This is a genomic window from Neobacillus camarae (assembly GCF_054950115.1).
In genome coordinates this window covers 191570-213076 of sequence record NZ_JBUCKX010000001.1, presented here as the reverse complement: position 1 = coordinate 213076, position 21507 = coordinate 191570, and the positions used below count along the sequence as shown (strand labels likewise).

General features: G+C 42.6%; 22 protein-coding genes and 1 pseudogene. 1 reads left to right on the top strand and 22 read right to left on the bottom strand.

The window, feature by feature from the left end:
• Positions 1 to 170: 170 nt before the first annotated feature.
• Positions 171 to 1712 carry an IS200/IS605 family accessory protein TnpB-related protein gene (locus tag ACY8D0_RS01000; protein ID WP_462408654.1) on the bottom strand — a complete coding sequence of 514 codons (1542 nt, stop codon included), beginning with the start codon at positions 1710 to 1712 and terminating at the stop codon, positions 171 to 173.
• The gene (locus ACY8D0_RS00995) at positions 1666 to 2340 is read right to left on the bottom strand and encodes an IS607 family transposase (RefSeq protein ID WP_462409912.1); all 675 of its coding nucleotides are present in this window, start codon (positions 2338 to 2340) and stop codon (positions 1666 to 1668) included. The genes ACY8D0_RS01000 and ACY8D0_RS00995 overlap by 47 nt, the downstream gene beginning before the upstream one ends.
• Positions 2341 to 2589: 249 nt before the next feature.
• On the opposite strand from ACY8D0_RS00995, the pseudogene ACY8D0_RS00990 reads away from it, so the two are divergent.
• Positions 2590 to 3014 (top strand): annotated as a pseudogene (locus ACY8D0_RS00990) (VOC family protein).
• 55 nt (positions 3015 to 3069) lie between these two features.
• On the opposite strand, the gene ACY8D0_RS00985 reads toward ACY8D0_RS00990, so the two are convergent.
• From ACY8D0_RS00985 to ACY8D0_RS00890, 20 genes are all read right to left on the bottom strand, one after another.
• On the bottom strand, positions 3070 to 3687 hold the full coding sequence (locus ACY8D0_RS00985) for an exonuclease domain-containing protein (RefSeq protein ID WP_462408653.1): 618 nt from the start codon (positions 3685 to 3687) through the stop codon (positions 3070 to 3072).
• 131 nt (positions 3688 to 3818) lie between these two features.
• Positions 3819 to 4040, bottom strand: a complete 222-nt coding sequence (locus ACY8D0_RS00980) for a hypothetical protein (protein ID WP_462408652.1) — start codon at positions 4038 to 4040, stop codon at positions 3819 to 3821.
• Between the two features lie 410 nt (positions 4041 to 4450).
• Complete coding sequence (locus tag ACY8D0_RS00975) at positions 4451 to 5635, bottom strand: M20 family metallopeptidase (RefSeq protein ID WP_462408651.1); 1185 nt, start codon at positions 5633 to 5635, stop codon at positions 4451 to 4453.
• A gap of 42 nt (positions 5636 to 5677) precedes the next feature.
• Positions 5678 to 6043, bottom strand: coding sequence for a DUF3899 domain-containing protein (locus ACY8D0_RS00970; RefSeq protein ID WP_462408650.1), 366 nt, complete (start codon positions 6041 to 6043; stop codon positions 5678 to 5680).
• A 177-nt stretch (positions 6044 to 6220) separates the two neighbouring features.
• On the bottom strand, positions 6221 to 7849 hold the full coding sequence (locus ACY8D0_RS00965; protein ID WP_462408649.1) for a peptide ABC transporter substrate-binding protein: 1629 nt from the start codon (positions 7847 to 7849) through the stop codon (positions 6221 to 6223).
• Between the two features lie 22 nt (positions 7850 to 7871).
• Positions 7872 to 8825 (bottom strand): ABC transporter ATP-binding protein, encoded by a 954-nt coding sequence (locus ACY8D0_RS00960; protein WP_462408648.1) that lies wholly within the window; start codon positions 8823 to 8825, stop codon positions 7872 to 7874.
• Positions 8822 to 9841 carry an ABC transporter ATP-binding protein gene (locus tag ACY8D0_RS00955; protein ID WP_462409911.1) on the bottom strand — a complete coding sequence of 340 codons (1020 nt, stop codon included), beginning with the start codon at positions 9839 to 9841 and terminating at the stop codon, positions 8822 to 8824. The genes ACY8D0_RS00960 and ACY8D0_RS00955 overlap by 4 nt, the downstream gene beginning before the upstream one ends.
• A gap of 13 nt (positions 9842 to 9854) precedes the next feature.
• A complete protein-coding gene (locus tag ACY8D0_RS00950) occupies positions 9855 to 10799 on the bottom strand; it encodes an ABC transporter permease (protein ID WP_462408647.1) in 945 nt (314 codons plus the stop codon).
• A gap of 2 nt (positions 10800 to 10801) precedes the next feature.
• On the bottom strand, positions 10802 to 11728 hold the full coding sequence (locus ACY8D0_RS00945; RefSeq protein WP_462408646.1) for an ABC transporter permease: 927 nt from the start codon (positions 11726 to 11728) through the stop codon (positions 10802 to 10804).
• A gap of 30 nt (positions 11729 to 11758) precedes the next feature.
• The gene (locus tag ACY8D0_RS00940; protein WP_462408645.1) at positions 11759 to 12607 is read right to left on the bottom strand and encodes a M55 family metallopeptidase; all 849 of its coding nucleotides are present in this window, start codon (positions 12605 to 12607) and stop codon (positions 11759 to 11761) included.
• A gap of 52 nt (positions 12608 to 12659) precedes the next feature.
• Positions 12660 to 13721 carry a M42 family metallopeptidase gene (locus tag ACY8D0_RS00935; RefSeq protein WP_462408644.1) on the bottom strand — a complete coding sequence of 354 codons (1062 nt, stop codon included), beginning with the start codon at positions 13719 to 13721 and terminating at the stop codon, positions 12660 to 12662.
• Positions 13722 to 13736: 15 nt separating this feature from the next.
• Positions 13737 to 14183 (bottom strand): Lrp/AsnC family transcriptional regulator, encoded by a 447-nt coding sequence (locus ACY8D0_RS00930; protein WP_462408643.1) that lies wholly within the window; start codon positions 14181 to 14183, stop codon positions 13737 to 13739.
• A 661-nt stretch (positions 14184 to 14844) separates the two neighbouring features.
• Entirely contained in the window at positions 14845 to 15642 is a 798-nt protein-coding gene (locus ACY8D0_RS00925; protein WP_462408642.1) for an energy-coupling factor ABC transporter ATP-binding protein, read from the bottom strand.
• Positions 15639 to 16484 (bottom strand): energy-coupling factor ABC transporter ATP-binding protein, encoded by an 846-nt coding sequence (locus ACY8D0_RS00920; protein ID WP_462408641.1) that lies wholly within the window; start codon positions 16482 to 16484, stop codon positions 15639 to 15641. The genes ACY8D0_RS00925 and ACY8D0_RS00920 overlap by 4 nt, the downstream gene beginning before the upstream one ends.
• The gene (locus ACY8D0_RS00915) at positions 16481 to 17248 is read right to left on the bottom strand and encodes an energy-coupling factor transporter transmembrane component T family protein (RefSeq protein ID WP_462408640.1); all 768 of its coding nucleotides are present in this window, start codon (positions 17246 to 17248) and stop codon (positions 16481 to 16483) included. The genes ACY8D0_RS00920 and ACY8D0_RS00915 overlap by 4 nt, the downstream gene beginning before the upstream one ends.
• Before the next feature lie 33 nt (positions 17249 to 17281).
• Entirely contained in the window at positions 17282 to 17887 is a 606-nt protein-coding gene (locus ACY8D0_RS00910) for an ECF transporter S component (RefSeq protein ID WP_462408639.1), read from the bottom strand.
• A gap of 15 nt (positions 17888 to 17902) precedes the next feature.
• Entirely contained in the window at positions 17903 to 18655 is a 753-nt protein-coding gene (locus ACY8D0_RS00905) for a nucleoside phosphorylase (protein ID WP_462408638.1), read from the bottom strand.
• Between the two features lie 506 nt (positions 18656 to 19161).
• A complete protein-coding gene (locus ACY8D0_RS00900) occupies positions 19162 to 20172 on the bottom strand; it encodes an ABC transporter permease subunit (protein WP_462408637.1) in 1011 nt (336 codons plus the stop codon).
• A 1-nt stretch (position 20173) separates the two neighbouring features.
• Complete coding sequence (locus tag ACY8D0_RS00895; protein ID WP_462408636.1) at positions 20174 to 21031, bottom strand: ABC transporter permease subunit; 858 nt, start codon at positions 21029 to 21031, stop codon at positions 20174 to 20176.
• Positions 21032 to 21193: 162 nt separating this feature from the next.
• Positions 21194 to 21361, bottom strand: coding sequence for a hypothetical protein (locus ACY8D0_RS00890; protein ID WP_462408635.1), 168 nt, complete (start codon positions 21359 to 21361; stop codon positions 21194 to 21196).
• Positions 21362 to 21507 lie beyond the last annotated feature (146 nt).

Here is a 21507-nt window from a genome sequence, read left to right as displayed (position 1 = left end):
CTTCGTTCCCGTCACAATGCCATATACACGGCACAGGATACCTGTTGATACTCTAGAAAGGCTGTTAGCCACGCTGGTGAATCAAATGGTTATGACTTGACTTATATTGGAGTACGTGGTCCTTTTCTTCCTTGCAGGTAAAAAGGAAGCGTTGCTCCAATTTCCATTCACTAAATATCGGCTTTTAACAGCTCAATTTTATCCTGAAAATCATATTCCTTTTTCAAATGGTTGGCTATGGCTCTCCATTTCCTATAGTTGGATTGATGTTTATCAAATCTCTTTGAAAAGGATAAAATCGTATCATACTTTGGCTTTTCCGTCCTGAAATGGTAACCCCGTCTAGCAATCATGCAGGCAGCTGCTTGGTTGGAACTAAGACCATATCGTGCCATAAATTTCATTTGACCGATTTGGCTGGTATACGCGGGATTGACTCGTTTGATATTTACCCCCGCTTTCTTTGCTTTTGACTCGATCAATTGTTGAAATGTTGAATAAGCAAAGCCGGATAGCATTCGGGCATAGGCAGGACCCATTTCCCGAAGCCGTGTCCTTTTCTTTGAAAAGTCCAATTTCTCAATCATAACATTTTTTCGCACAGACACAGCGTATTCTAGAACCGACTTTATAGCATCACTCATAGAGGCGACGACCTGCTCTTTCCTTCTGCTATACATGGGGACTTTTATGGTCCAGCTATGGATTGGGTTTCCGAATCGATCAATTTCGCAAACGGCAATAAAACCGGCATTTAAGTCAACACCAATGAAGCCATTGCCATTTGAAGTTCCCGCTTTAGGCGTTTCCCTTTCGACAGTTGCGTGGACATACCAGCCTTTTTCTTGTTTCATAAACCGATAGGTAATGGAAGAGTAATATTTTTGTGGGCGGCCGCTCCGCGTAAAACCCATACTTGGAACCTTTGCTTTGTCCAGCCAGACTTGTCCGTAAGGGAAAAGGACGGCCGGAAATTCAATATACCTTCCAAATGTGTCTGTGAAATAATTTGCCACACGCAGTCTCAGTGTGTTGTTACGGTCATAAGTCGCTGTTTGGTTCCCATACGTTTCACCTTTGGAGCCAATCACCAAAAATTGGCTGCTTCTAGCCTCCAGCCAGTCATTTCGCCATTCTTGATGGTTCTTATATTGATTTTCTTCTAAATGAAATTGTTTATGTAACAGCTTCTTTGAACCAAAGCAGATGCGTAGAGTATGATTTTGGGCGTCCGACTCTAGTTTTTCTAATTTTTGCCTGAGATTTCTTAGCCTTCGTTTCTTTTGATGGAGGTAATGTTTAAGGTTTTGATATCTTTTTACGATTCTCTGAAAGGATGGATGGGTTTGTGAAAGAACTTGGAGATTTTGATGAAGTTGAACTTTTTGTGTGGTTTTCTTGTTTATTATTTTCTGTAAATAGGCAACTCTAGACTTCAGCTCTTGAATTTCCAGCTTTCTTTTTTCAATAAAAGAAGAAACCTTTCCATCCAGTTGCATTCTTAGTGAATTAAACTGCCGGGCCGTGATTCCATATTGCTTCATGAAGGTCTTTTTGAGGCTGGAAGAGGAAGCCCCTTTGATATGAGATTGCACAAACAGCTTCCGCTCAAGCTTTCCGAAATAGGCGGCATATTCTTGAAGGTACTGTTCCGACGAGAGAACGTTATCGAGGGGGATGTTCGGCAATTTCGTTTGGTAGGTTTGCAACATCTTCCAAAACCTCTTTTACTTTTTCTTCTAGAATTTTATTTTTGTAGCTTTGAATTCCATACAGCTTTCCTGAAAAGCTGGTAATAATAGCTATTAAATCATCAACAAGCTCTTCTTGAGGTGGTGTCTCATCTGTTTGCTCATCTAAAATATGCAACTGTACTTGGTGGCTTTCAAAATAAGTTTGTAAGTAATGAAATCCAAATCGAGTAAGGCGATCACGATATCGTATGGCGAGATCGGATAGGATACCGGCCTCTGCCAATTTCATGATTTTGACAAGTCCTTTCCGATTGTCATTCAACCCAGACCCCACATCCTCAATTACTGTAACCTGGTTGAAGGAATTCAAATCCATTTGATTTTTGATAAAATCAATCTGTCGTTGTAAATCTCCTTTCGCTTTTTGTTCATGCGACGAAACGCGGGCATAAATGACCAAGTTTTTAGCACTCTCTTGATCTTCACCGTTCCCTAATAGCCGGTTAATCTCGCTTTCTGGCAATCTTCTTTGCCCGTTCGGAGTACGAACAAAGACAGCCTTACCGGAAATGTCCCAGCGTTGTAATGTTTTGACTGTCACTCCTAAAGTTTTTGCAGCCTCATTCATCCTATATAACTTTTCCATATTCAAACTATAACACCAAAAACAGTTGATGTCCATTAATGTCTATGTTTTTGAAAACTGCTAAAAACCCTGTTACAAAAATAGAGGCGGCTATTCTCCAACTAAATTTCCTAAAATCATTGCGAACGTTTGTTCTTTGTTTTATAATGATATTAATGGAAATAATAGGTAAGTATCCATACCATTAGACACATAAATTTGCCTTATTTCTGTTAAAAAAAATTTCTTGTTGAACAGGAGCTGCTCAATATGACTGCCAAACTGATTCCTTATTTTGTCATGGATGGAAATGCAAAGGAAGCGATTGAATTTTATCAAAAAGCGTTGGATGGCCAGGTGCTTTTTATCCAATCCTTCGGTGAAATGCCGGAAAATCCTGAATTTCCTCTGCCAGAAAGCGCAAAGGACCGCGTGAGTCATGCAACGATTCAAGTTGGCCAATCGGAGATTATGTTTTCTGATACGTTTCCAGGCCAGCCTTCCCAAAAAGGAAATCAAGTGACTATTTGCATTTCCACGGATGATGCCGAACAATCAACAAGATTCTTTCATGCATTGGCCGATGGCGGCCAAGTCCAAATGCCGCTGCAGGAAACCTTTTTTAGCCCGGCCTACGGAACGTCACTGATAAGTATGGGATTACCTTCCAAATCTTCACAGAGGGAAAACAATAAATGAAAAACAGCTCTGTCCGCATTCAATTTGCGGCAGAGCTGTTTTTGTTTATATTTACCCCATTTTTGCTTTTGACGCTGCTGCCTGATATTTTCTCATTGGGCCATATTCCAAAACCTCTTGAAGATAGAGGTTTCCTTTCGGGCTCGTTTGTTTAAGCAATTCCATTAAGTATGTAATATCATCCATCGCCCTGTGTGTCTGATAGTTGGTTATTTGATGGGCTTGAAGCAGTGTAAGCAGCTTCCCATTGGGGAATCCGTACTGCTTCCAAGGCACATTTCTCATCGTGCAAAACCACTTTAAATCATTGACTTCAGGATACATATGAAATAGAAAGCTTCGGTCAAAAGAAGCATTATGGGCAAACACCGCATCAGTCCGGTCAAAATAGGACTTTATTTTTCCATCAACAAAGCTTTTGCCTTCTACCGCTTCAAACGGGATCCCATGGACCCGAAATGCTCTTTCATAGTTTCTCCGTGCAGAATGTTTCAATGGCTCTCTTAAAAATGATTCTTCTTCGAGCACTTCGATGATTTCACCTGAATCGGGCCGAAAGGAAAATAGTTTTAAAGCCAATTCGATTACTTCATCCGTCGCAGGACCCAACCCGGTTGTCTCAACGTCCAACACCAATCCGATTCTTTCCTTATTCAGCACAATAATCATCCTTTAAATAAATTTACTCCATTATATCAAACAGGGAAATTTTTATCCTGCACATGCCCTAAAAAAAATAAAAGCGGCTCACTCAAAAGAATGGGACGCTAAGTTTCTGAATTCAGTTATCAGTAAGACTATTATAGAGTACTGTCTTCTTCCAACTCATGTTTATTGTAGTACCAGTTTGTGATTTGAGTCATAATGGCAAATACGAGGAAGAAATTCATCGCCCAAACGTTGATGAACGGAGCTAAACCGCCAAATTCTATGGTCACATACCCCTTTAGCTTCATAACAATCATCGATTCAATAAACACTAGGATAAACCCAGCAAAACCCGCAACGGCAGCTCTAATCACCTTTTTCTCCCTCCAATGTGGATAGCTTATTTACGTTTTTAACAAATGTAAATTTGACAACTTTGTGAACATCTTATTCTCATTATATAGCAGAAAGACCACCCTCCACAATGAATTAGCTCATTAAATTTTCAAAATTTTATTAAGAAAAGCGCAAGCATATTTTTTTAGAATAGCCTTAAAAAATAATAAGGTTTATTCTTTTTGGCTGTTGATTGCAGTGAAAGAAGCTCAGTGAACCCGCGGGCGTGCCACGGAAACTCCTCGGCCCCGTGCTCCCGCAGGAGTAGAGCTTATCCGCTCCAATCAACAGAGTTAAAATATTAACATGATCGTTTAAAAGAGCCAAACAAAAAGGGCAGCCTTTAAGATGTTGGGCTGCCCTTTGTACCTTATTATCATATAAAGTTTTACTTTAAAAATTTAAATGTCGCATTCACGAACATTTTTACGCCGATTTCCAAAGAATCCTCATCTATGGTAAAACGGGCGTGGTGGTGCGGATAGGTGATTCCTTTTTCTGCATTGCCTGCCCCGACATAGAAGAATGCCCCAGGAGCTGCCTGCTGGAAAGCGGAAAAGTCTTCCCCGCCCATATTGGCAGGAATTAACTCTAATGTGTCTTCGCCGAACACATCCAAAACCGTTTCCTCGAGAACACGGGTGGCTTCTTCGTCATTGATAACCGGATGATAACCGAAATCGAACCGGAAATCATAAGAGGCCCCATGCGCTTCCGTTATTCCTTTAATGACCCGCTCCATTAAAGCAGGAACAGATTCCCGAAGCTTTTTATCAAAAGTACGGACGGTGCCTTGAATTTCAACTGACCCTGGGATGACATTGTGGGTAGTGCCGCCAACAAATTTGCCGACAGTAATGACCAGTGGCTCAAGCGGGTCAGTATTGCGTGAAACGATATGTTGAAGGTTGGTCACAACCTGGGCGGCAACAGCAATCGAATCCACGGTTTGATGCGGCAATGCGGCATGCCCGCCTTTGCCTTTTACAGTGATGTAGAAGGTATCCGGTGAAGCCATCATCGCTCCGTACTTGATGCCAACCTTACCATTTGCAAGCGGTGACCACAGATGGGCACCAATGACAAAATCCACGCCCTCCATTACACCGGCTGCGACCATTTCGGCACCGCCGCCTGGGAATAACTCTTCGCCATGTTGGAAAAAGAAGCGGACTTCTCCTTTGATCTTGTCTTTCAATTGGGTAAGAACCTTGGCGGTTCCAAGCAGCATTGCGGTATGGCCATCATGGCCACAGGCATGCATAACGCCTGGATTTTTTGAGACAAATTCAAAGTTATTCTCCTCTTCAATTGGAAGAGCGTCCATATCAGCACGAATAGCCAAAACTTTTCCAGGCTGCTCCCCAATCAATCGGGCCATAACGCTTGTTTTGGTAGGACGGGATAACTCGAGATTGCCAAACGAGTTTAAAGTATCATAAACAAATTGAGCTGTTTTCTCTTCTTGAAAGGATAACTCTGGGTTTTGGTGTAAATACCTTCTCCAGCTGATGACCTCTTCATTAACCTCATCGGTGAATTTTGTTAAGTCTACTTCTGTACTTGAAGCCATAATTACATCTCCTCTTAGAATAAACATGGTGCCAAATGACTTTTAATATACGATAAGGCCGCATATCGAGACAATAATGGAACTAAAACCAATCAGAAACGTCAAAAGCGAAAGTTTAGTCGTTAGTGACTTTTTAAAAGACTGATAGCCATGGTCCTCTTCTATTAAACGGTCAGTCCGTTCCATAGCTCTCGGTTTCGGAGCCATCATTGTACCGATGATTCGAAAGCCTTTAAAAAATAATGATAAAAAGCCCGATTGAAAAATAACCATCATTGCCCAAACTAATAGACTGATAATCCCAACCAAGAAAGACTGGTTAATCCAATCAACCAAAGAAATCCCTGAGGCTATTTTAACTCCTATCCACATCATGATGAACAAAAGAAAAACCATCAATTTTTTCATCTTTCCCATCCTTCCTGTTGTACAGCCATTATAGTCTTATGACAAAAATGGATAAGCAGACAGGAGTTTCTCTGCCTCCCGTCTGCTTGCAACTGTTTGTTATGATCTATCAGTTTATGAAAATCTTAAGATGTAAATCTTTGATAGAGGATGCTTCCCCCGAAAGGGCAACTCTTCTTACTCAGAAACTTTTTTTGCATATCTTACATCCGGATAACGGTTGTAAGGATAATTGATGCCATCAAATTTTTGAGAAGTCAAGAAAGTATTGGTATAGTGATATACCGGAACGAATGGAAGTTCATCCATTAATACTTTTTCTGCATCATGTAATAATTTGAAATGCTCTTCTTGTGTTTGCGCTGTTTTGGCTTGTGCCATTAAGCTGTCATACTTTTCATTTACCCAGCCTGTACGGTTGTTCGGGCTATCCCCAAGGTAGTAGTCAAGAATTACAGCCGGGTCAAGCAATACGCCAATCCAGCCCATACGAGCCATTTGGAAGTTGCCTTGTGCGGTCGTATCTAAGTAGGTTTTCCACTCTTGGTTTTCTAGTTTAATATCGACGCCAAGGTTCTTTTTGTACATTTCTTGCACTGCTTCAGCAATTTTCTTATGGTTTTCAGCAGTATTGTATAATAGGGTTACATCAGGAAGAGTAGTCCAGCCTTCTTCTTCCATACCTTCTTTTAGCAATTTTTTGGCTTCAGCAACATTTTCTTTGAAGTAGGATCCGCCATCCTTACGGAAATCTCCATCTGCTGTTTTAACGCCGCTTGGCACGAATGCATATGCAGGGATTTCTCCAGCCTTAGTTACATTCTTTGTTAAGGTTTCACGGTCAATCGCCATAGCAAACGCACGGCGGATCTTCGCATTTGTGAATGGTGCTTTGTTTACGTTAAACATGTACATATAAGTTCCGAAATAAGGAACATTTTTGTATTCTTTGCTGCTTTTCTCTTGATCGATTACGTCTGTTGGCAATGTTTGAATTAAATCAAGCTCGCCAGTTTTGTACATTTGATAATAAGTTGTTGCATCCGGAACCATTTTCCAGGTAACTTTTGTTAAATTAATATTTTTATTATCATAGTATTTTTCATTTTTCGCAACGACAACATCGCTGTCATGCTTCCATTCAGACATTTTGAATGGTCCGTTTGATACATAGCCATCAGATTCTGCTGCCCAGTTTTTGTTGCCTTCCACAAGGTCTTTTTTAACAGGGTAGAATGTCCACATGGTCAAAAGTTCTTTGAAATAGCTAAGTGGTGCAGCTAATTCAACGACAAGTGTTTTGTCATCTTTCGCTGTAACGCCCACATTATCAACAGTACCTTTTCCTTTGTTGTAGTCCTCAGCACCCTTTAGGTAATAAAGATAGAAAGCAAATTGGCTTCCTGTTTCAGGATTTAATACACGTTTCCATGCATATTCGAAGTCCTGTGCAGTTACAGCTGTCCCATCAGACCATTTTGCATCATCACGAAGGGTAAAAGTGTAGGTCTTGCCATCATCGGAAACTTTTACGTCTTTCGCAGTTCCCAGAACAGCATTTCCTTTTTCATCCTTTTTGTATAAGCCTTCAAAAATGTGATCCAACACCCAGCCGGAAGTTGTATCAGTTGCCATCGCCGGATCGAGTGCCGGTGGTTCTGAGATGGCGTTTAAAGTCAGTTCTTGCTTAACGTTTTTAGCACTGTCTTTAGTGCCAGAAGCTTTATCTGCATTATCACTTCCACAGCCTGCTAACGCAGTACTGATCACAAGCGATGCTGCAATGGCAGACAACCACTTTTTCATTTTTGTTCCTCCCTTTAAATGGTTAATTATATAGATGGCATGCAGTCCAATGGTTGGCCTTTACTTCTTTCCATTCTGGAGCGGCCTCGGAACAAATAGACATGGCATGCGGACATCTTGTACGGAATCGGCAACCGCTTGGCGGATTAACGGGGCTTGGCGGGTCTCCCGCAAGTACAATCCGTTCTCTCCGTTTGGCTCTTGGATCCGCAACCGGAATCGCCGATAATAATGCTTGAGTGTATGGATGAAGCGGTTCTGCGAATAGATCATCGCTGGTTGCAAGCTCCATCATTTTTCCTAAATACATAACCCCGATCCGGTCACTGATATGCTTAACCATACTAAGGTCATGGGCAATAAATAAGTAAGTTAATCCTTCTGTTTCTTTCAGGTCCTCCAAAAGGTTTACCACCTGTGCTTGGATGGACACGTCCAAAGCGGCGATTGGTTCATCTGCCACGATAAATTTCGGCTGGACAGCCAAGGCCCGGGCAATACCAATCCGCTGGCGCTGCCCGCCGCTGAACTCATGGGAGTAGCGTTTTGCATGCTCTGGCACTAGGCCTACACGGTCAAGCAGGTCATAAATCCGTTCCTGGCGCTCTTTCCCTTTGGCTAAGCCATGGGCATCGATTCCTTCCGCAATGATGTCACCAACGCGCATTCTCGGGTTTAAGGAAGCGTAGGGATCCTGGAAAATAATCTGCATTTCCCTGTTAACAATGCTTTTTTCCTTTTTGTTTAAAGTGGAAACATCAACGCCATTGTAAATAATTTTTCCTTCAGTCGGATCTTGAAGGCCGACTACTGTTTTTCCGAGCGTCGATTTTCCGCTTCCGCTTTCTCCTACCAAGCCGAATGTTTCGCCTTTTTTAATATACAGCGATATATCATCAACGGATTTAACCGATTGATCCTTGCCTATGGAGAAATACTTTTTTAATCCATCTACTTGGAGCAGTGTATCACTCATTTTTGAACCCTCCCTGCTGCAATTTCCTCTTGAGCCATAGATGCACGAGGGTCATTTAGCCAGCATTTGGCTGTATGGCCTTTTTCGACTTCAAATTCCGGTGGCATTTCACCCAGACAAATTTCCATCGCATAAGGACATCGCGGCGCGAAAGGGCAACCCTTTGGCGGTGAAAATAAATCCGGTGGAGAACCTTCAATCGGAACAAGACGCTCTTTTCCATCTGCTTGCGGGTCTGGCCTTGAGGCCATCAGCCCCCATGTATACGGATGTTTCGGGTTGGCAAACACTTCTTCCACCGTTCCGGTTTCGACCATCATGCCTGCGTACATGACCATGACACGTTCCGCCGTCTCGGCTACCACACCCAAATCATGGGTGATCAATATAATTGCGGTATCCATTTTATCCCGAAGGTCTTTCATCAAATCGAGAACTTGGGCTTGAATGGTTACATCCAATGCGGTTGTCGGTTCATCGGCAATCAGCAGTTCCGGATTGCAGGCAAGGGCAATGGCAATCATGACCCGCTGCCTCATACCGCCGCTAAATTCATGAGGGTACTGGCTGTAACGTTCTTCCGGATTCGGAATGCCGACCAGTTTTATCATTTCGATGGCCCGCTTTTTCGCATCCGCTTTACTAAGATGCTGGTGGACAATCAGTCCCTCTTCAATTTGCTTGCCCACTTTCATGGTTGGGTTCAGTGACGTCATGGGGTCTTGGAAGACCATACTAATCTTTGAACCTTTTACTTTTTGGAACTCCCGTTTTGATAGTTTGAGAAGATCCTTATTATCAAATAGAACTTGTCCATTTTTTATTTTTCCGGGAGGAGTTGGAATTAACCCCATTATCGATTGAACGGTTACGCTTTTTCCGCTGCCGCTCTCGCCTACGATGGCGACAATTTCTCCCTTATCTACATGAAACGAAACATTCCGTACGGCTTTTACCTCGCCGCCATAGGTTTTAAAATTAACTTCCAGGTTTTTTACATCTAGTAAATGAGACATCATGTCACCTCCCCTATTTGCGATTTCGCGGATCTAATGCGTCTTGCAGTCCATCCCCAAAGGCATTAAAGGCAAACATGGTTAGTGAAATCATAAATGCCGGGAAGAACAAGCGCCACCACTGACCGCTTAAAATAACCCCTAACGAATCGTTAGCCATTGTTCCCCAGCTGGCGAATGGAGCTTGAACGCCAAGTCCAAGGAAGCTTAAGAAGGACTCAGAAAAAATGGCTTGAGGGATGGTAAACGTTAAATTAACGATAATGATTCCCAATGTATTTGGAATGAGATGGCGAAGAATAATCTTCGCATGGGATGTACCCAATTTTTCAGCTGCAAGGACATAATCCTGTGATTTTAATTGCAGAACTTGTCCACGTGTTAGCCGGGCCATACCCACCCATCCTGTTACGGACAGGGCAATGACAATGGTTGTAATCCCAGGCTCCATGATCACCATTAACAAGATGACGACTAGTAAATATGGGATACCATAAAGAATCTCGACGATCCTCATGATAATCGTGTCCACTCTGTCACCCAGTTTGCTCCTGCCTGCCATATAGCCGGCAATCCCGCCAACCGTAACCCCTATCAACAGGTCGATTAAAGCGGCGATGATTCCAATCGTAAGAGACACGCGGGCACCATACCAAGTTCTTGCCCAAACATCCCTCCCTAAATCATCTGTTCCGAACCAATGTTTCCCGTCAGGTGCCATGTTCGAATTCAATAAGTCTTGACTAGTAGGACCGTATTTCACCATTAATGGACCGAAGATCGCAAAGAAGATAATGATGATTAACAGCGAGGCTCCCAATACAGCCAGCTTATTTTTCAAAATGTTTAAAACCGTTTCCTTCCATGCGCTTAAAGAAGGACGCTGAATTGTTTCTGAAGCTTTTTTATCAGGAGAAACCGGTTTAAACAGATTGTTTTCCATTGAATTTGTCTGCATCCTCAGTTCCCCCCACTTGATAATTTAATTCTTGGGTCAATCAATCGGTACGAGATGTCGATGAGGAAAAGAATCACGACTAGAACCGTACTGTAAAAAATGGTTGTTCCCATGATTACCGGATAGTCCCGGTTGAAAATTCCGTCAACAAAATATTTACCTAAACCAGGAATGGCAAAGATCTTTTCAATAACAAACGTTCCGGTAATTAAGGTAACGGCCAGCGGGCCAATAAAGGTAATAACCGGAAGGATGGCATTTCGGATGCCGTGTTTCAGGACAATCTTAACGGTAGATAATCCTTTCGCATCCGCCGTTTTGATATAGTTCTGGTTCATGACATCAATCATGCTCGACCTCATAAACCTTGCAATAACCGCTAAAGGCGATAACGCAAGGGCAATCGATGGAAGGACAGTGTGATCCCACGTTCCCCACGAAGCAACCGGAAGCATATGCCACTCTACCGCGAAGTACTTGATTAACAGCGGTGCCAATATAAAACTTGGGACCGATATCCCCAGAATGGCGATCAACATGGCCACAAAATCAATGGCCCGGTTATGATAGAGCGCAGCGATGATTCCTAACATCAAACCAAAAACGAGAGCAATCACCAGTGCTTGAATCCCAAGGGTTGAGGAGACTGGAATCCCGGCGGAAATGATGTCGTTAACCGATCTTGTTTCCGACTTAATCGACGGTCCCATATCGAGCTTGGCGAGGTCTTTCATATATAAAACGTATTGAACCGGGAGAGGCTCATCTAAATGGTACTTTGCTCTAATATTTGCGAGCACTTGTTCCGGCAATACATTTGCATCAGAAGCAAATGGATCGCCTGGAATACTTTTCATAATGACAAAGGTTAACGTGATAATGACCCAAATCGTTAACAGCATCATGAGTATTCTTTTGATGATATACACTCCATTCACCTCCTATATTTTTAAAAGAAATTATGCATTTACTGATCCTAACACGCCATTAGTGGCTGTCATGGCAATAATAGCGCAGCCCCACATATGCTTGTAGGCTGTTACAATATCCTCACAAGTGAAACGGATGTTTTTCGGTCCTGTTAATTCCACCGTTGGAAGTGTGGTCGTCATTTTTGCCTGCTGCGGACCTTTCAATTCAATGTCAAAGGTAACTGGCCCTTCGAATGTAATAGGCTTTAAGGATTTGACTTTTTTAACAGCCGCTTCCGCTTTCGTTCGAATTTCTGCACGGGCTACTTCTGGATGGAGCAGTTCTGCAGCAAACCGGTCTACCGCTCGTTTTGTTACCGCCGCTTCCACCTCGGGCAATGTTTCTTTGACTTCCCGAACATACGCATCATCACCGCTGATGAAGATGGCAGGTACCCCGAATGCTCCGGCAACCAAGGTGTTCATTTCGGTTTCTCCGACTACTTTGCCGTTGATTTTCATTTCATTGATACAAATGCCGGCCAGTGTGTGGCTGATGACTGTTACATCGGAACCGCCTTCTCTGCCATGATGGCCAACGAACATGATGCCGTCGAAGGATTCGTCGAGTCCTTCTAATTGGCACATGACACGGTTGCTTCCGGAGACCAATCGGGCTCGGGGATCGAGTTCCTCTATTAAAATATTAGACATGTTGCCGTGGCCATCTGCAACGACCACTTCAGTTGCTCCCCCATTAAAAGCCCCTTCTATAGCGGCATTCACATCGGCGGTCATTAATTTACGGAATCTCTGATACTCGGAATTTGTTTTTAGCTGTTGATTGGTGGCAACTCCTGAGATGCCCTCCATATCGGCTGAGATAAATATTTTCATAACAAAACCCCCAATTTTTTTAAAAATGTAACTCGACTATCTTATGAGTCTATTAAAAAGGAAACGTTTGACCCTCATGAAGATTTAAAATAAACGCTTTGAGTAATTCTTTTGTTGCTTCAAGATCCCCCGCATCGACGACTTCCACCGGAGAATGGGCATAACGTGATGGAATAGATAGGACTCCTGTCGGGATTCCTTTATTCGCATAATTGACGGCGCCTCCGTCTGTGCCGATTCCTGTGAAGACTTCCAGCTGATACGGAATATTTTTCTTCTTAGCCAAGCTAATGAGCAGGTCTTTCATGGTTTTATGTACAATTAAGCTAAAGTCCATGACTTTAATGCCCGTTCCTGCTCCAAGCGCCAAACTTTGGTCCATGGTTTCTTCCAGCGTATCACTCACGGCAGTTGTATCCACGGCAATTGCTGCATCCGCATCCAAATGCTCTGAAGCCGTCTTGGCTCCTCTTAAACCGACTTCCTCTTGCACGGCAAAAAGTAAAATCAGTTCCCCGGAGAAGGACTCATTTTCCAGTTCGTTTAAGGTTTGCAGGAGGACTGCGCAGCCTGCCCGGTCATCCAATGATTTGGAACGGTATCTTGGTGCTGACTTAGGTCCGATTACTTGGAATTCTGTTCCCCATGTCACCGGTGTCCCAATGTCAACGCCCATTTCCAGTACTTCCTCTTTAGAAGCAGCACCGATATCAATATACATCTGGCTATGTTTTCTTACCTTCGAAGATTCGTCAAATTTCGCATAATGGGCAGATATTGTACCAATCACACCAGGAATAATCCCGTCTGTTCCCATTACCTTTACCGGCTGGGCCAAGAGAATCCGGTCATCGTTTCCACCTAGCTTTTCAAAACGTAATAAGCCATTCGGCTCAATCTTTTTAACAATAAATCCAACCTCGTCCATATGGGCGGTTAATAACACCACAGGTCCTGGCTTGTCGCCTTTTTTTCTGGCAATCACGTTGCCAATCGGGTCAATCGTTACTTGATCGGCTTTCTCCTGTAAATATTCCTTAAGAAAATAGGAAACCGAATGCTCGTAACCGCATGGACCTGACAGCCCTGTCAATGTTTTTAGAATTTCTAACATGTCGAACCCCCACCTTTAAAAGTAATCGAATGTATTTTTGAATACATCCATCTGAATGGTCGTATTCATTTCAGTTATAAAAGGTAACTCATTCAATTTGTATAATAAGTCGGTTATATCTTCCTGGTTTGGAACAGCGATTTGGGCAAGCAGGGAATAGGGTCCGGATGTCATGGTAATGTATCGGATTTCCTTAAACTTTTTCAATTCCTCAATAACTTGCATAATCCGTTGAGGGGCAGTCTTGATTTGTATGATTGCACCGGATTTAATACCGATGGCTGCAGGATTCACTACACCGACAACTTCAATAATTCCGTTGTCCAACAGGTTTTTATATCGCAGCCGAATGGTTTTCTCTGAAACATTTAAATTCGAGGCAATTTCAGTAAAGGAGACTCTTCCATCCTTTGAGAGACGCTGAATTATCCCCCTGTCCAGTTCATCCAACTCGTACTTCAAGTCACTTCCTCATTTCGGTCTGATTTTTCCAACTTATTCCTCATCACAGTAGTGAAATTGAGGTTATCGGGCGAATTACATTATTCAGACTTTACTTTATTATCTGAATTAGGAATTTAAGAGTTATTATAGTTAAATAACTTCTATATTGCAACTATTTTTACTACTTTTCAGAAATATTTTTTTAATTAAAATATTTTGCATACGCTTTCATTTTCAAATGAAAAGCGCAAGCGCCCTGGTCAGCGCCGTATGGCCTCCTCGAAAAAGCTAACGCTTTTTCTTCGTGCGATGCTTATGCTCCCGAAGCTTTCCTTTGTGGAGCTCTCCAACTGAGATAAGGTGAAACTTCAATCAGCGATCTTTTTTCTCGCTGATTGTTAGTTGAACCAATCGGGTTCTTACGGGCAGTTGAGAATCTACTGCCCGTTGAACGGGATAAAGGAAACACGAAGAGCGGAGCGCATTCGTGCTTGAATTATCGTAGGGCGGAGAGTGAACGACACTAGGCGCTAGGGCGCTGGAGCTGGAGCTGGGCAATTCTCAAAGACCAGATATACTTTCTAATACATAAAAAAACACCCAGTCTGAGAATGGCTTGATCGGGCCATTCGCTCAACAGGATGTTGTTTTTAATTCCACTATTTTCCATTAACTAACTTTAGGAATGAACCTTGGCTATGAATTCGTCAATCGTAAGGACTGTGCCGGGAAATCCTAGCTTGTCGGCCAGTTGGGTAATATAAGGCGCTTCGACATTTGCCTGAACTAAGGCTTGTTTTTTTGCAAAAACCTCACGTGTTGGCCCATCTGCTAGTATCCTTCCATCATTAAAGACGATTGTCCGTTCAAAGTTGTTGGCGACAAAATCCATATCGTGAATAATAGTCATAACAAGCTTGCCTTTTTCTTTAAGCGTTTGGATAATCTGTTTGATTCTTTCCTTCCCCTGGCTGTCCTGGGCAATCGTTGGCTCGTCAAAAATGATTATATCGGTATCCATCACCATGACGGAAGCAATACATAGAAGTTTTTTTTCTGATAAACTTAAATCGTGGGGATTGGTGTCCAACTGACCATCCAGTCCGACCATTTTTAGCGCCTCAAGGGCTTTTTCCCTTGCCTTGGATTGCTCCATCCTGATGATTAGCGGGCCAAACAATACTTCATCCAGGACAGTTCGTTTAAAAATTTGATCATTCGGGTTTTGAAAAATAAGCCCGATTGTCCGGGCCAGTTCGGCTGCCGTTTTCCCTTTGATGTCCTGACCTTTCATGGCAATCTGTCCTGTATCAGGTTTCAACAGGCCTTTCAGCAATTTGACGAAAGTGGTTTTCCCCGCGCCATTCTGGCCAATGATGGCAGTGGAGCGCTGGTCAAGCTCCAAGTCAATGTTACGTAGTACAGGAGCACCTTCATCTTTTTTATAGGAGAAAGAGAGATTGGTTACCTTAATCATCGTCTCATCTCCTTTAATGCCGCTTCCGCTTCCTCCAGGGTAACAGGGTAAGTTTCCATCCCTTTGTTTTTTACGCCCATTCCCTTGCAAACCCTTGTATAAACAGGAGCTGTGACTCCAAAGGATTCGAGATCGTCCCTTGAAAAAATCTTTGCGGGTGTATCAAAGTCGATTACTTTCCCCTGATCAAGAAGGAGAACCCGATCACAATACTGGGCCACTTTTTCCATCTTATGTTCCGCCATAATAATGGTAATCCCCTGAGTTTTTAAACCTTGAACTGCCTGAAAGACTTCCTCGGAACCTCCTGGATCAAGCTGGGAAGTAGGTTCATCGAGGACTAAAATCTCTGGCCTCATGGCAATGATGCTCGCAATCGCCATCCGCTGCATTTGTCCCCCCGATAAATCAAAAGGATTATGATCCTTCACATGTCCAATTTTAAAAAGCTTTAGCACTTCATCTATTCGCTTTATCATCTCCGCCCTTGGTATACCGCTATTTTCCAACCCAAAGGCAATTTCTTCATACACCGTCATTTTGGACCCCGTTACCTGTGTAAACGGATTTTGGAAAACCATGCCAACCTTGAGGGAAATATCCGTAATCGAATGGGTTTTCACTTCAAGCCCGTCCACCAGCACTTTGCCTCCGTATGCCCCTTTGTAGAAATGGGGAACGAGTCCGACAAGCGCTTGGCACAGGGTGGATTTACCTGCTGAATTACGTCCGATAATTCCAATAAACTCCCCTTCGTTGATGGAAAATGAAACATTGTCCAGTGCCAGGGTTTCAGATAAAGGATATTTATATTTTAGATTTTCCACCGTAATTTTCTTCATGATAGGATCCTCCACACGACAGCACCGGCAATCCCTAGCAAGAACAGGAGTTGAATGAGTTTACTATAAGGATTGATTTTTTCTTCATGTAAAAAAGTTTTGGGAACCCGGGAATTAAAGCCCCTGACCTCAAGGGCCATCGCCCGTTCTTTCGTGTTGATCAACGAGCCTAACACTACTGGACCGATCAATGGCAAAAATGCCTTGACCCGGATGAGTAAATTTCCCTCCGTCTCCATTCCCCGGGCTCTTTGCGCATCGGTAATCGTACTGACAGACGCCATCATCTCCGGAATGATTTGAAAAACGGAAACAATCATATAGCCAATCCGTGGCGACATGCCCTTGCGGACCAGCGACTCCACTAACTCTGATGGTTTGGTTGTCAGGATGAGAATCATGAAGGCACTGACAATATTGATGACCCGGAGTGTAATCGTTAAGGCAAACAACAGCCCCTCTTGATACATGGTGACAGGTCCGATTTCAAACAGGACGGTTTCGTTTTCAGGTTTAAACAGCCCTTGAATGATCACAACCGTGATAAGCACTAGGAAAACAAAGCTAAACACAGGGACGGTTTTTAGCAGTACTTTTGCAAAAGCAAGCAGCAGCAAACTAATCCCTACACAGATAAAAGAGATTGAATAAGATGGCAGGATAATCGGGATTAAGATAGCAAATACAATATAGATTAGTTTGGTAATCGGGTCGATATCATGCACGAAAGAGTTCCTTTCGGCATATAAACCGATGGATTTCAAATGGCTTCACCGTCTTTCGCTTCAAAAAGAGGGTTAATCAAGGGTTTCTACCCGATCATGATTGTTATATAATTGAACAATATTTCTTGGCAATCCCTTGAAAATACCATAGCTGATTAACACGACTAATAGTTTGTCTGGCACGTCGACGACCACTTCATCCAGTAAGGAGGCAAGCCAAGTGGAATCTGTGTTGGCCAATACTGCCGCAAATAAGGCATCCCCCCATACATTGCCTGTTTGCCCTCCCCAGAACCCGATATTAAGCGGTGTGGAAACAATGGTAGCCACGAGTCCAATGATAATCCCCGCTACAAGCGCTTTTCCCCAACTGGAAATATAGCCTTTGTAAAATAAGATTCCTGTAACCAAGCCGATGCCGGCGCTGGTAATCGCATAAACAAACGAAATCGGGTCCGCCGTTAACCCATATATGATATTGTTAATCGCACCAGCAAGGGCTCCAACAATCGGGCCGCCCAGCATCGCCGCAAGCACCGTTCCGATGGAGTCCAGCCATAATGGAAGTTTTAATAAACCCGCGAGCAATTTTCCAATGTAGTTTACACCTACTGCCACCGGAATAAGAACCAAAGAAGCTGTTGATAAACGTAATGACCACATGCTTTGATTTTTCATCTGTAAAACCCCCTTTTAATCTTTTAAACTAGAATGATAGGAAACGATTGCTTCTAAAGCTGTCAAAATCTCAAGCTCTTCCCCGTGTTTGCTTTTAGCTTCCTTTTCAACGTAATCGTTAATTCCCCCTTCCAAATCACCTTCTTTTTCGACTACAACATTTAGGATCGAAGCGGTTTTCATTCCGCGTAAGCCGCCGATGACGAATAAGGCAGCTGTTTCCATATCGGCTGCCAGCACGCCTTTTTCCGACCAGAACTGGTCAATCTCTGACTCTTTATCAGTATAAAAGCTGTCATGACACCTGACAATACCTGTGTAAAAATTTACTTTTGCCCGCTTGGCCGCTTCTACCGTGTGAAACAGCAATTGGGTATCGGGCACTGCCGGATAAGAGTGCTCTATATATGCCGCGGAAGCGCCGTCATTTCGGACAGCACCGGAAGCAATAATCAAGTCCCCTAGTTTAAGGTGCGGCTGTAAGGCACCGCTTGAGCCAATCCGGATCATGACATTTACACCGATATTTTTTAATTCCTCCACGGCAATTCCGGCAGAGGCTCCACCAATTCCAGTCGAGGTGACTAATATCGGTATCCCTTTATAGCTTCCTTTCACGCTTCGATACTCCCGATTGCAGGCGATTTCTTCCGCATCGTCCAAGAATTTTGCCACTTCCAATACGCGTCCAGGGTCACCCGGCAATAGCGCATAGTGAATTCCCGTCTCTTTTCCTAGTCGGATATGCGGCTGCAGGTTTGTTTCCATTTATTTTATGCTCCTTTTCCGTAGAATTGGCTAATTATTTCGTATGATAATAGCTTGTCTATATGATAATATTACCAAATAGTGGAGGCATGTGTATTGATTTTTTATCAAATCTTCACAACTTTCACACAAGTAATCTATAATTTCTACATAAATTTTTCTTACTATAAAAGTAACTTAATTAGGAAATAGGTTCACTGAACTCATTTCTTAAAACTTCCCATAATTTTGATTGGTGCCGGCACCAATCTATTTTTTTTGCCACGATCAAATCTTCATAACTTCCACATAACTTGCCTATAATTTCTACACAAGTCTTTCTTACTATAAAAGTAACTTAATTAGGAAATAAGTTTATTGAACTCATTTCTTAAGACTTCCCATAATTGGATTGGTGATTGCACCAATCTATTTTTTTTTGGCTTTTAGGCAAAAAAAATTTGTCCTTTTGCAAAGACAAATGTCAACTGTTGGTCCAGGACCGTCTTTTTTTTGTATTCATGCCTTTACAACTTCGAGCCAATTCGTTTGGGAGCCGTAAACACACTTTCTGGAACTCTCCCTTGTTCCATCCGATTATTTTTGAGCTGGACAGCGGTTTTGCTCTGGAAATAGGCTTTGATGGAATCATTAATAAACGCAACACTAATAGCCGTTAGTATAAAGAAGCCAATCGGAACCAGAACGACCCACGAGTAGGAATACAGATAACTGACCTCACCGCCGATGACACCGGACCATTCAAAGGAAACGGAATGTGGGGCTTCCTCTTTCGGGGCTCCATAAGGGACATAGGTCCCCCCGAAAAACAGCAGCATAAAACCCAGGTGGGCCAATAACTGCAAAGTTTGAATGAATTGCTGGCCAAATAGTAAAATCCACTTCTCATACACGTGGGGCACAATATGTTTGAAAAATATATACGTCCTGCCAGAACCGAGCACTCTGGAGGCCTCAATAAATTCTTCCTTCAACACCAGCCTGATTTCCGAAGAAATATGGATGGTTAAGTTGGGGATGGCGATGATGACAAGAATAAGCGTCTCAAATAAGGCCCGCTGCCAAAATGGATTGGCAAACCCATCGATTGTCATCCACAGAACGCTGTAGAGAATAAAATAGGCGATAATCGTTTGCGGCACCACGGAAAATGGCTCAAACAATGTTTTCATCCCGCTGTAAATCGGATTGGGCAGCGAGTAAACAAGGAAACTTAAGATCAGTGATAGCAACATCCTAAAAAACGTTACGACTAACACAACCCCGATTGTCCATTTTGCGCCCTCCACCATCTTATGCCCCAAATCATAGCCATAAATGTCTGACCCTAGGAGATAAACAGAAAATGGCGGATAGGGTGGTTTCCCAATGATTTTTCCCGTATCATCCACCTGAACCATCGTCTGCCTGATTTCTCCGTCATTAAAAACCGTATTGAGAATACTCCCAATGAAGAGGGATAGCAGAAAAAGGACGCTAATGAGGAACCTTTTCCTTTTTAATAAGAATATCAGCATATTATTGGATTTCCTTTCTCTTACTAAAACTAATCCACTCATAAATCCTAAAAACAAGGAAAAAAGGAATGAAAATCAAAATACAGCCGATAAAAAAAGGATCGGAGTAGGTTAACATAATGCGGAGCAAACCATTCATATTAAACAAGTAATCTATCACCAATAAAGTTGACAGCATCGACCAAAGAATAGTTTTGGAGGTCCCGAACATCCCCTCGGCAATATTTCTTAACACATGGACATTTAAAATATAGGAGAACTGCAGACCTTTGGCTTTGGCCAGCAAAATGTATGGCTTTTCTAATTCCTCCTCAATGGCATGAATCATGACTTTGGTTATGTAAAAGCTGATGGGAACACTTAAGCAAATAACCGGCAGAAGGATGGCTTCTTCCCTGACCGTCACGACATGTGCCAGTTTAATTCCCGTCTGCTTATATACGATAATCACAAATAATTGCAGCAACAGAATCAGCATTAAATCGGGGATTGACTCAGCAATTTCCAGGAAATTTTTCAATTGTTTCAGCCTGTTCCTAAAAAACAGAAACGCCAGATACGAAATCGCAAAAGCAATCAAACTGGCTGTCACAACTCCCATAGCCAACATTTTCATGGAATCCCAGTATTTTATAAAGATGATGGGAAACAAGGAGTTCTTTTGGTCAACGGTTGTAAAATCGCCAAAGGTGAACACTTTTACATTCAGGTCAAAAACAGCTTGGACATAGTCATAGAAATGAAAGGATATGTTATCAAATAAAACCGGTAATACTGTAATGAGAATGAGTACTTCAACTGCAAACAGGCACTGCAAAATGAAGGCCAGCAATTTTCGGAGAAATGTCACCATCTTCATATGACGCGTTTACCTCATCGTTTTTATTTTTACAGATTTTCCCTCTTTTATATAGTCGTAAAGTTGGTAGTAATAGTTTCACTGTTTTGAAAAAATCACTTTTTTTAATAGACTCTGCTTCCCCGTCAGGAAAGCACGACACTACTTGATTTATTAGAGGTTTTATTGTTTCTTTTTGCCAAACCATCTGTTAATCAAGGCATTCCCCGCCAAGAAGGCAGCAATACAAATAGGTATGGACCACATGCCTATGGCAGCGGAAACTTGATTGCCAATCACAATTAAACCAACCAGCCAGATAAACTTAAGAAACCAAAAAAACAGATTCATCCTCAAGCGCCCTTTCTTAAACTATTTACCACTATCATTACCGATAAATCCTGGGCTTTCAATGAATCTGCAAGAAAAGCATAAGCTCCCTGGTCAGCGCTCGACAGTCTCCTCCAAAAAGCTAACGCTTTTTGTTCTTCTGATGC

Excerpts from the sequence above, each read along its gene's own strand:
- ACY8D0_RS00895 (WP_462408636.1), bottom strand. The coding sequence starts at position 21,031 with ATGAAGATGGTGACATTTCTCCGAAAATTGCTGGCCTTCATTTTGCAG.
- ACY8D0_RS00900 (WP_462408637.1), bottom strand. The coding sequence starts at position 20,172 with ATGCTGATATTCTTATTAAAAAGGAAAAGGTTCCTCATTAGCGTCCTT.
- ACY8D0_RS00920 (WP_462408641.1), bottom strand. The coding sequence starts at position 16,484 with ATGAAGAAAATTACGGTGGAAAATCTAAAATATAAATATCCTTTATCT.
- ACY8D0_RS00970 (WP_462408650.1), bottom strand. The coding sequence starts at position 6,043 with ATGAAAAAATTGATGGTTTTTCTTTTGTTCATCATGATGTGGATAGGA.
- ACY8D0_RS00925 (WP_462408642.1), bottom strand. The coding sequence starts at position 15,642 with ATGATTAAGGTAACCAATCTCTCTTTCTCCTATAAAAAAGATGAAGGT.
- ACY8D0_RS00940 (WP_462408645.1), bottom strand. The coding sequence starts at position 12,607 with ATGAAAATATTTATCTCAGCCGATATGGAGGGCATCTCAGGAGTTGCC.
- ACY8D0_RS00890 (WP_462408635.1), bottom strand. The coding sequence starts at position 21,361 with ATGAATCTGTTTTTTTGGTTTCTTAAGTTTATCTGGCTGGTTGGTTTA.
- ACY8D0_RS00985 (WP_462408653.1), bottom strand. The coding sequence starts at position 3,687 with ATGATTATTGTGCTGAATAAGGAAAGAATCGGATTGGTGTTGGACGTT.
- ACY8D0_RS00935 (WP_462408644.1), bottom strand. The coding sequence starts at position 13,721 with ATGTTAGAAATTCTAAAAACATTGACAGGGCTGTCAGGTCCATGCGGT.
- ACY8D0_RS00910 (WP_462408639.1), bottom strand. The coding sequence starts at position 17,887 with ATGAAAAATCAAAGCATGTGGTCATTACGTTTATCAACAGCTTCTTTG.
- ACY8D0_RS00975 (WP_462408651.1), bottom strand. The coding sequence starts at position 5,635 with ATGGCTTCAAGTACAGAAGTAGACTTAACAAAATTCACCGATGAGGTT.
- ACY8D0_RS00995 (WP_462409912.1), bottom strand. The coding sequence starts at position 2,340 with ATGGAAAAGTTATATAGGATGAATGAGGCTGCAAAAACTTTAGGAGTG.
- ACY8D0_RS00950 (WP_462408647.1), bottom strand. The coding sequence starts at position 10,799 with ATGCAGACAAATTCAATGGAAAACAATCTGTTTAAACCGGTTTCTCCT.
- ACY8D0_RS01000 (WP_462408654.1), bottom strand. The coding sequence starts at position 1,712 with ATGTTGCAAACCTACCAAACGAAATTGCCGAACATCCCCCTCGATAAC.
- ACY8D0_RS00965 (WP_462408649.1), bottom strand. The coding sequence starts at position 7,849 with ATGAAAAAGTGGTTGTCTGCCATTGCAGCATCGCTTGTGATCAGTACT.
- ACY8D0_RS00955 (WP_462409911.1), bottom strand. The coding sequence starts at position 9,841 with ATGTCTCATTTACTAGATGTAAAAAACCTGGAAGTTAATTTTAAAACC.
- ACY8D0_RS00905 (WP_462408638.1), bottom strand. The coding sequence starts at position 18,655 with ATGGAAACAAACCTGCAGCCGCATATCCGACTAGGAAAAGAGACGGGA.
- ACY8D0_RS00960 (WP_462408648.1), bottom strand. The coding sequence starts at position 8,825 with ATGAGTGATACACTGCTCCAAGTAGATGGATTAAAAAAGTATTTCTCC.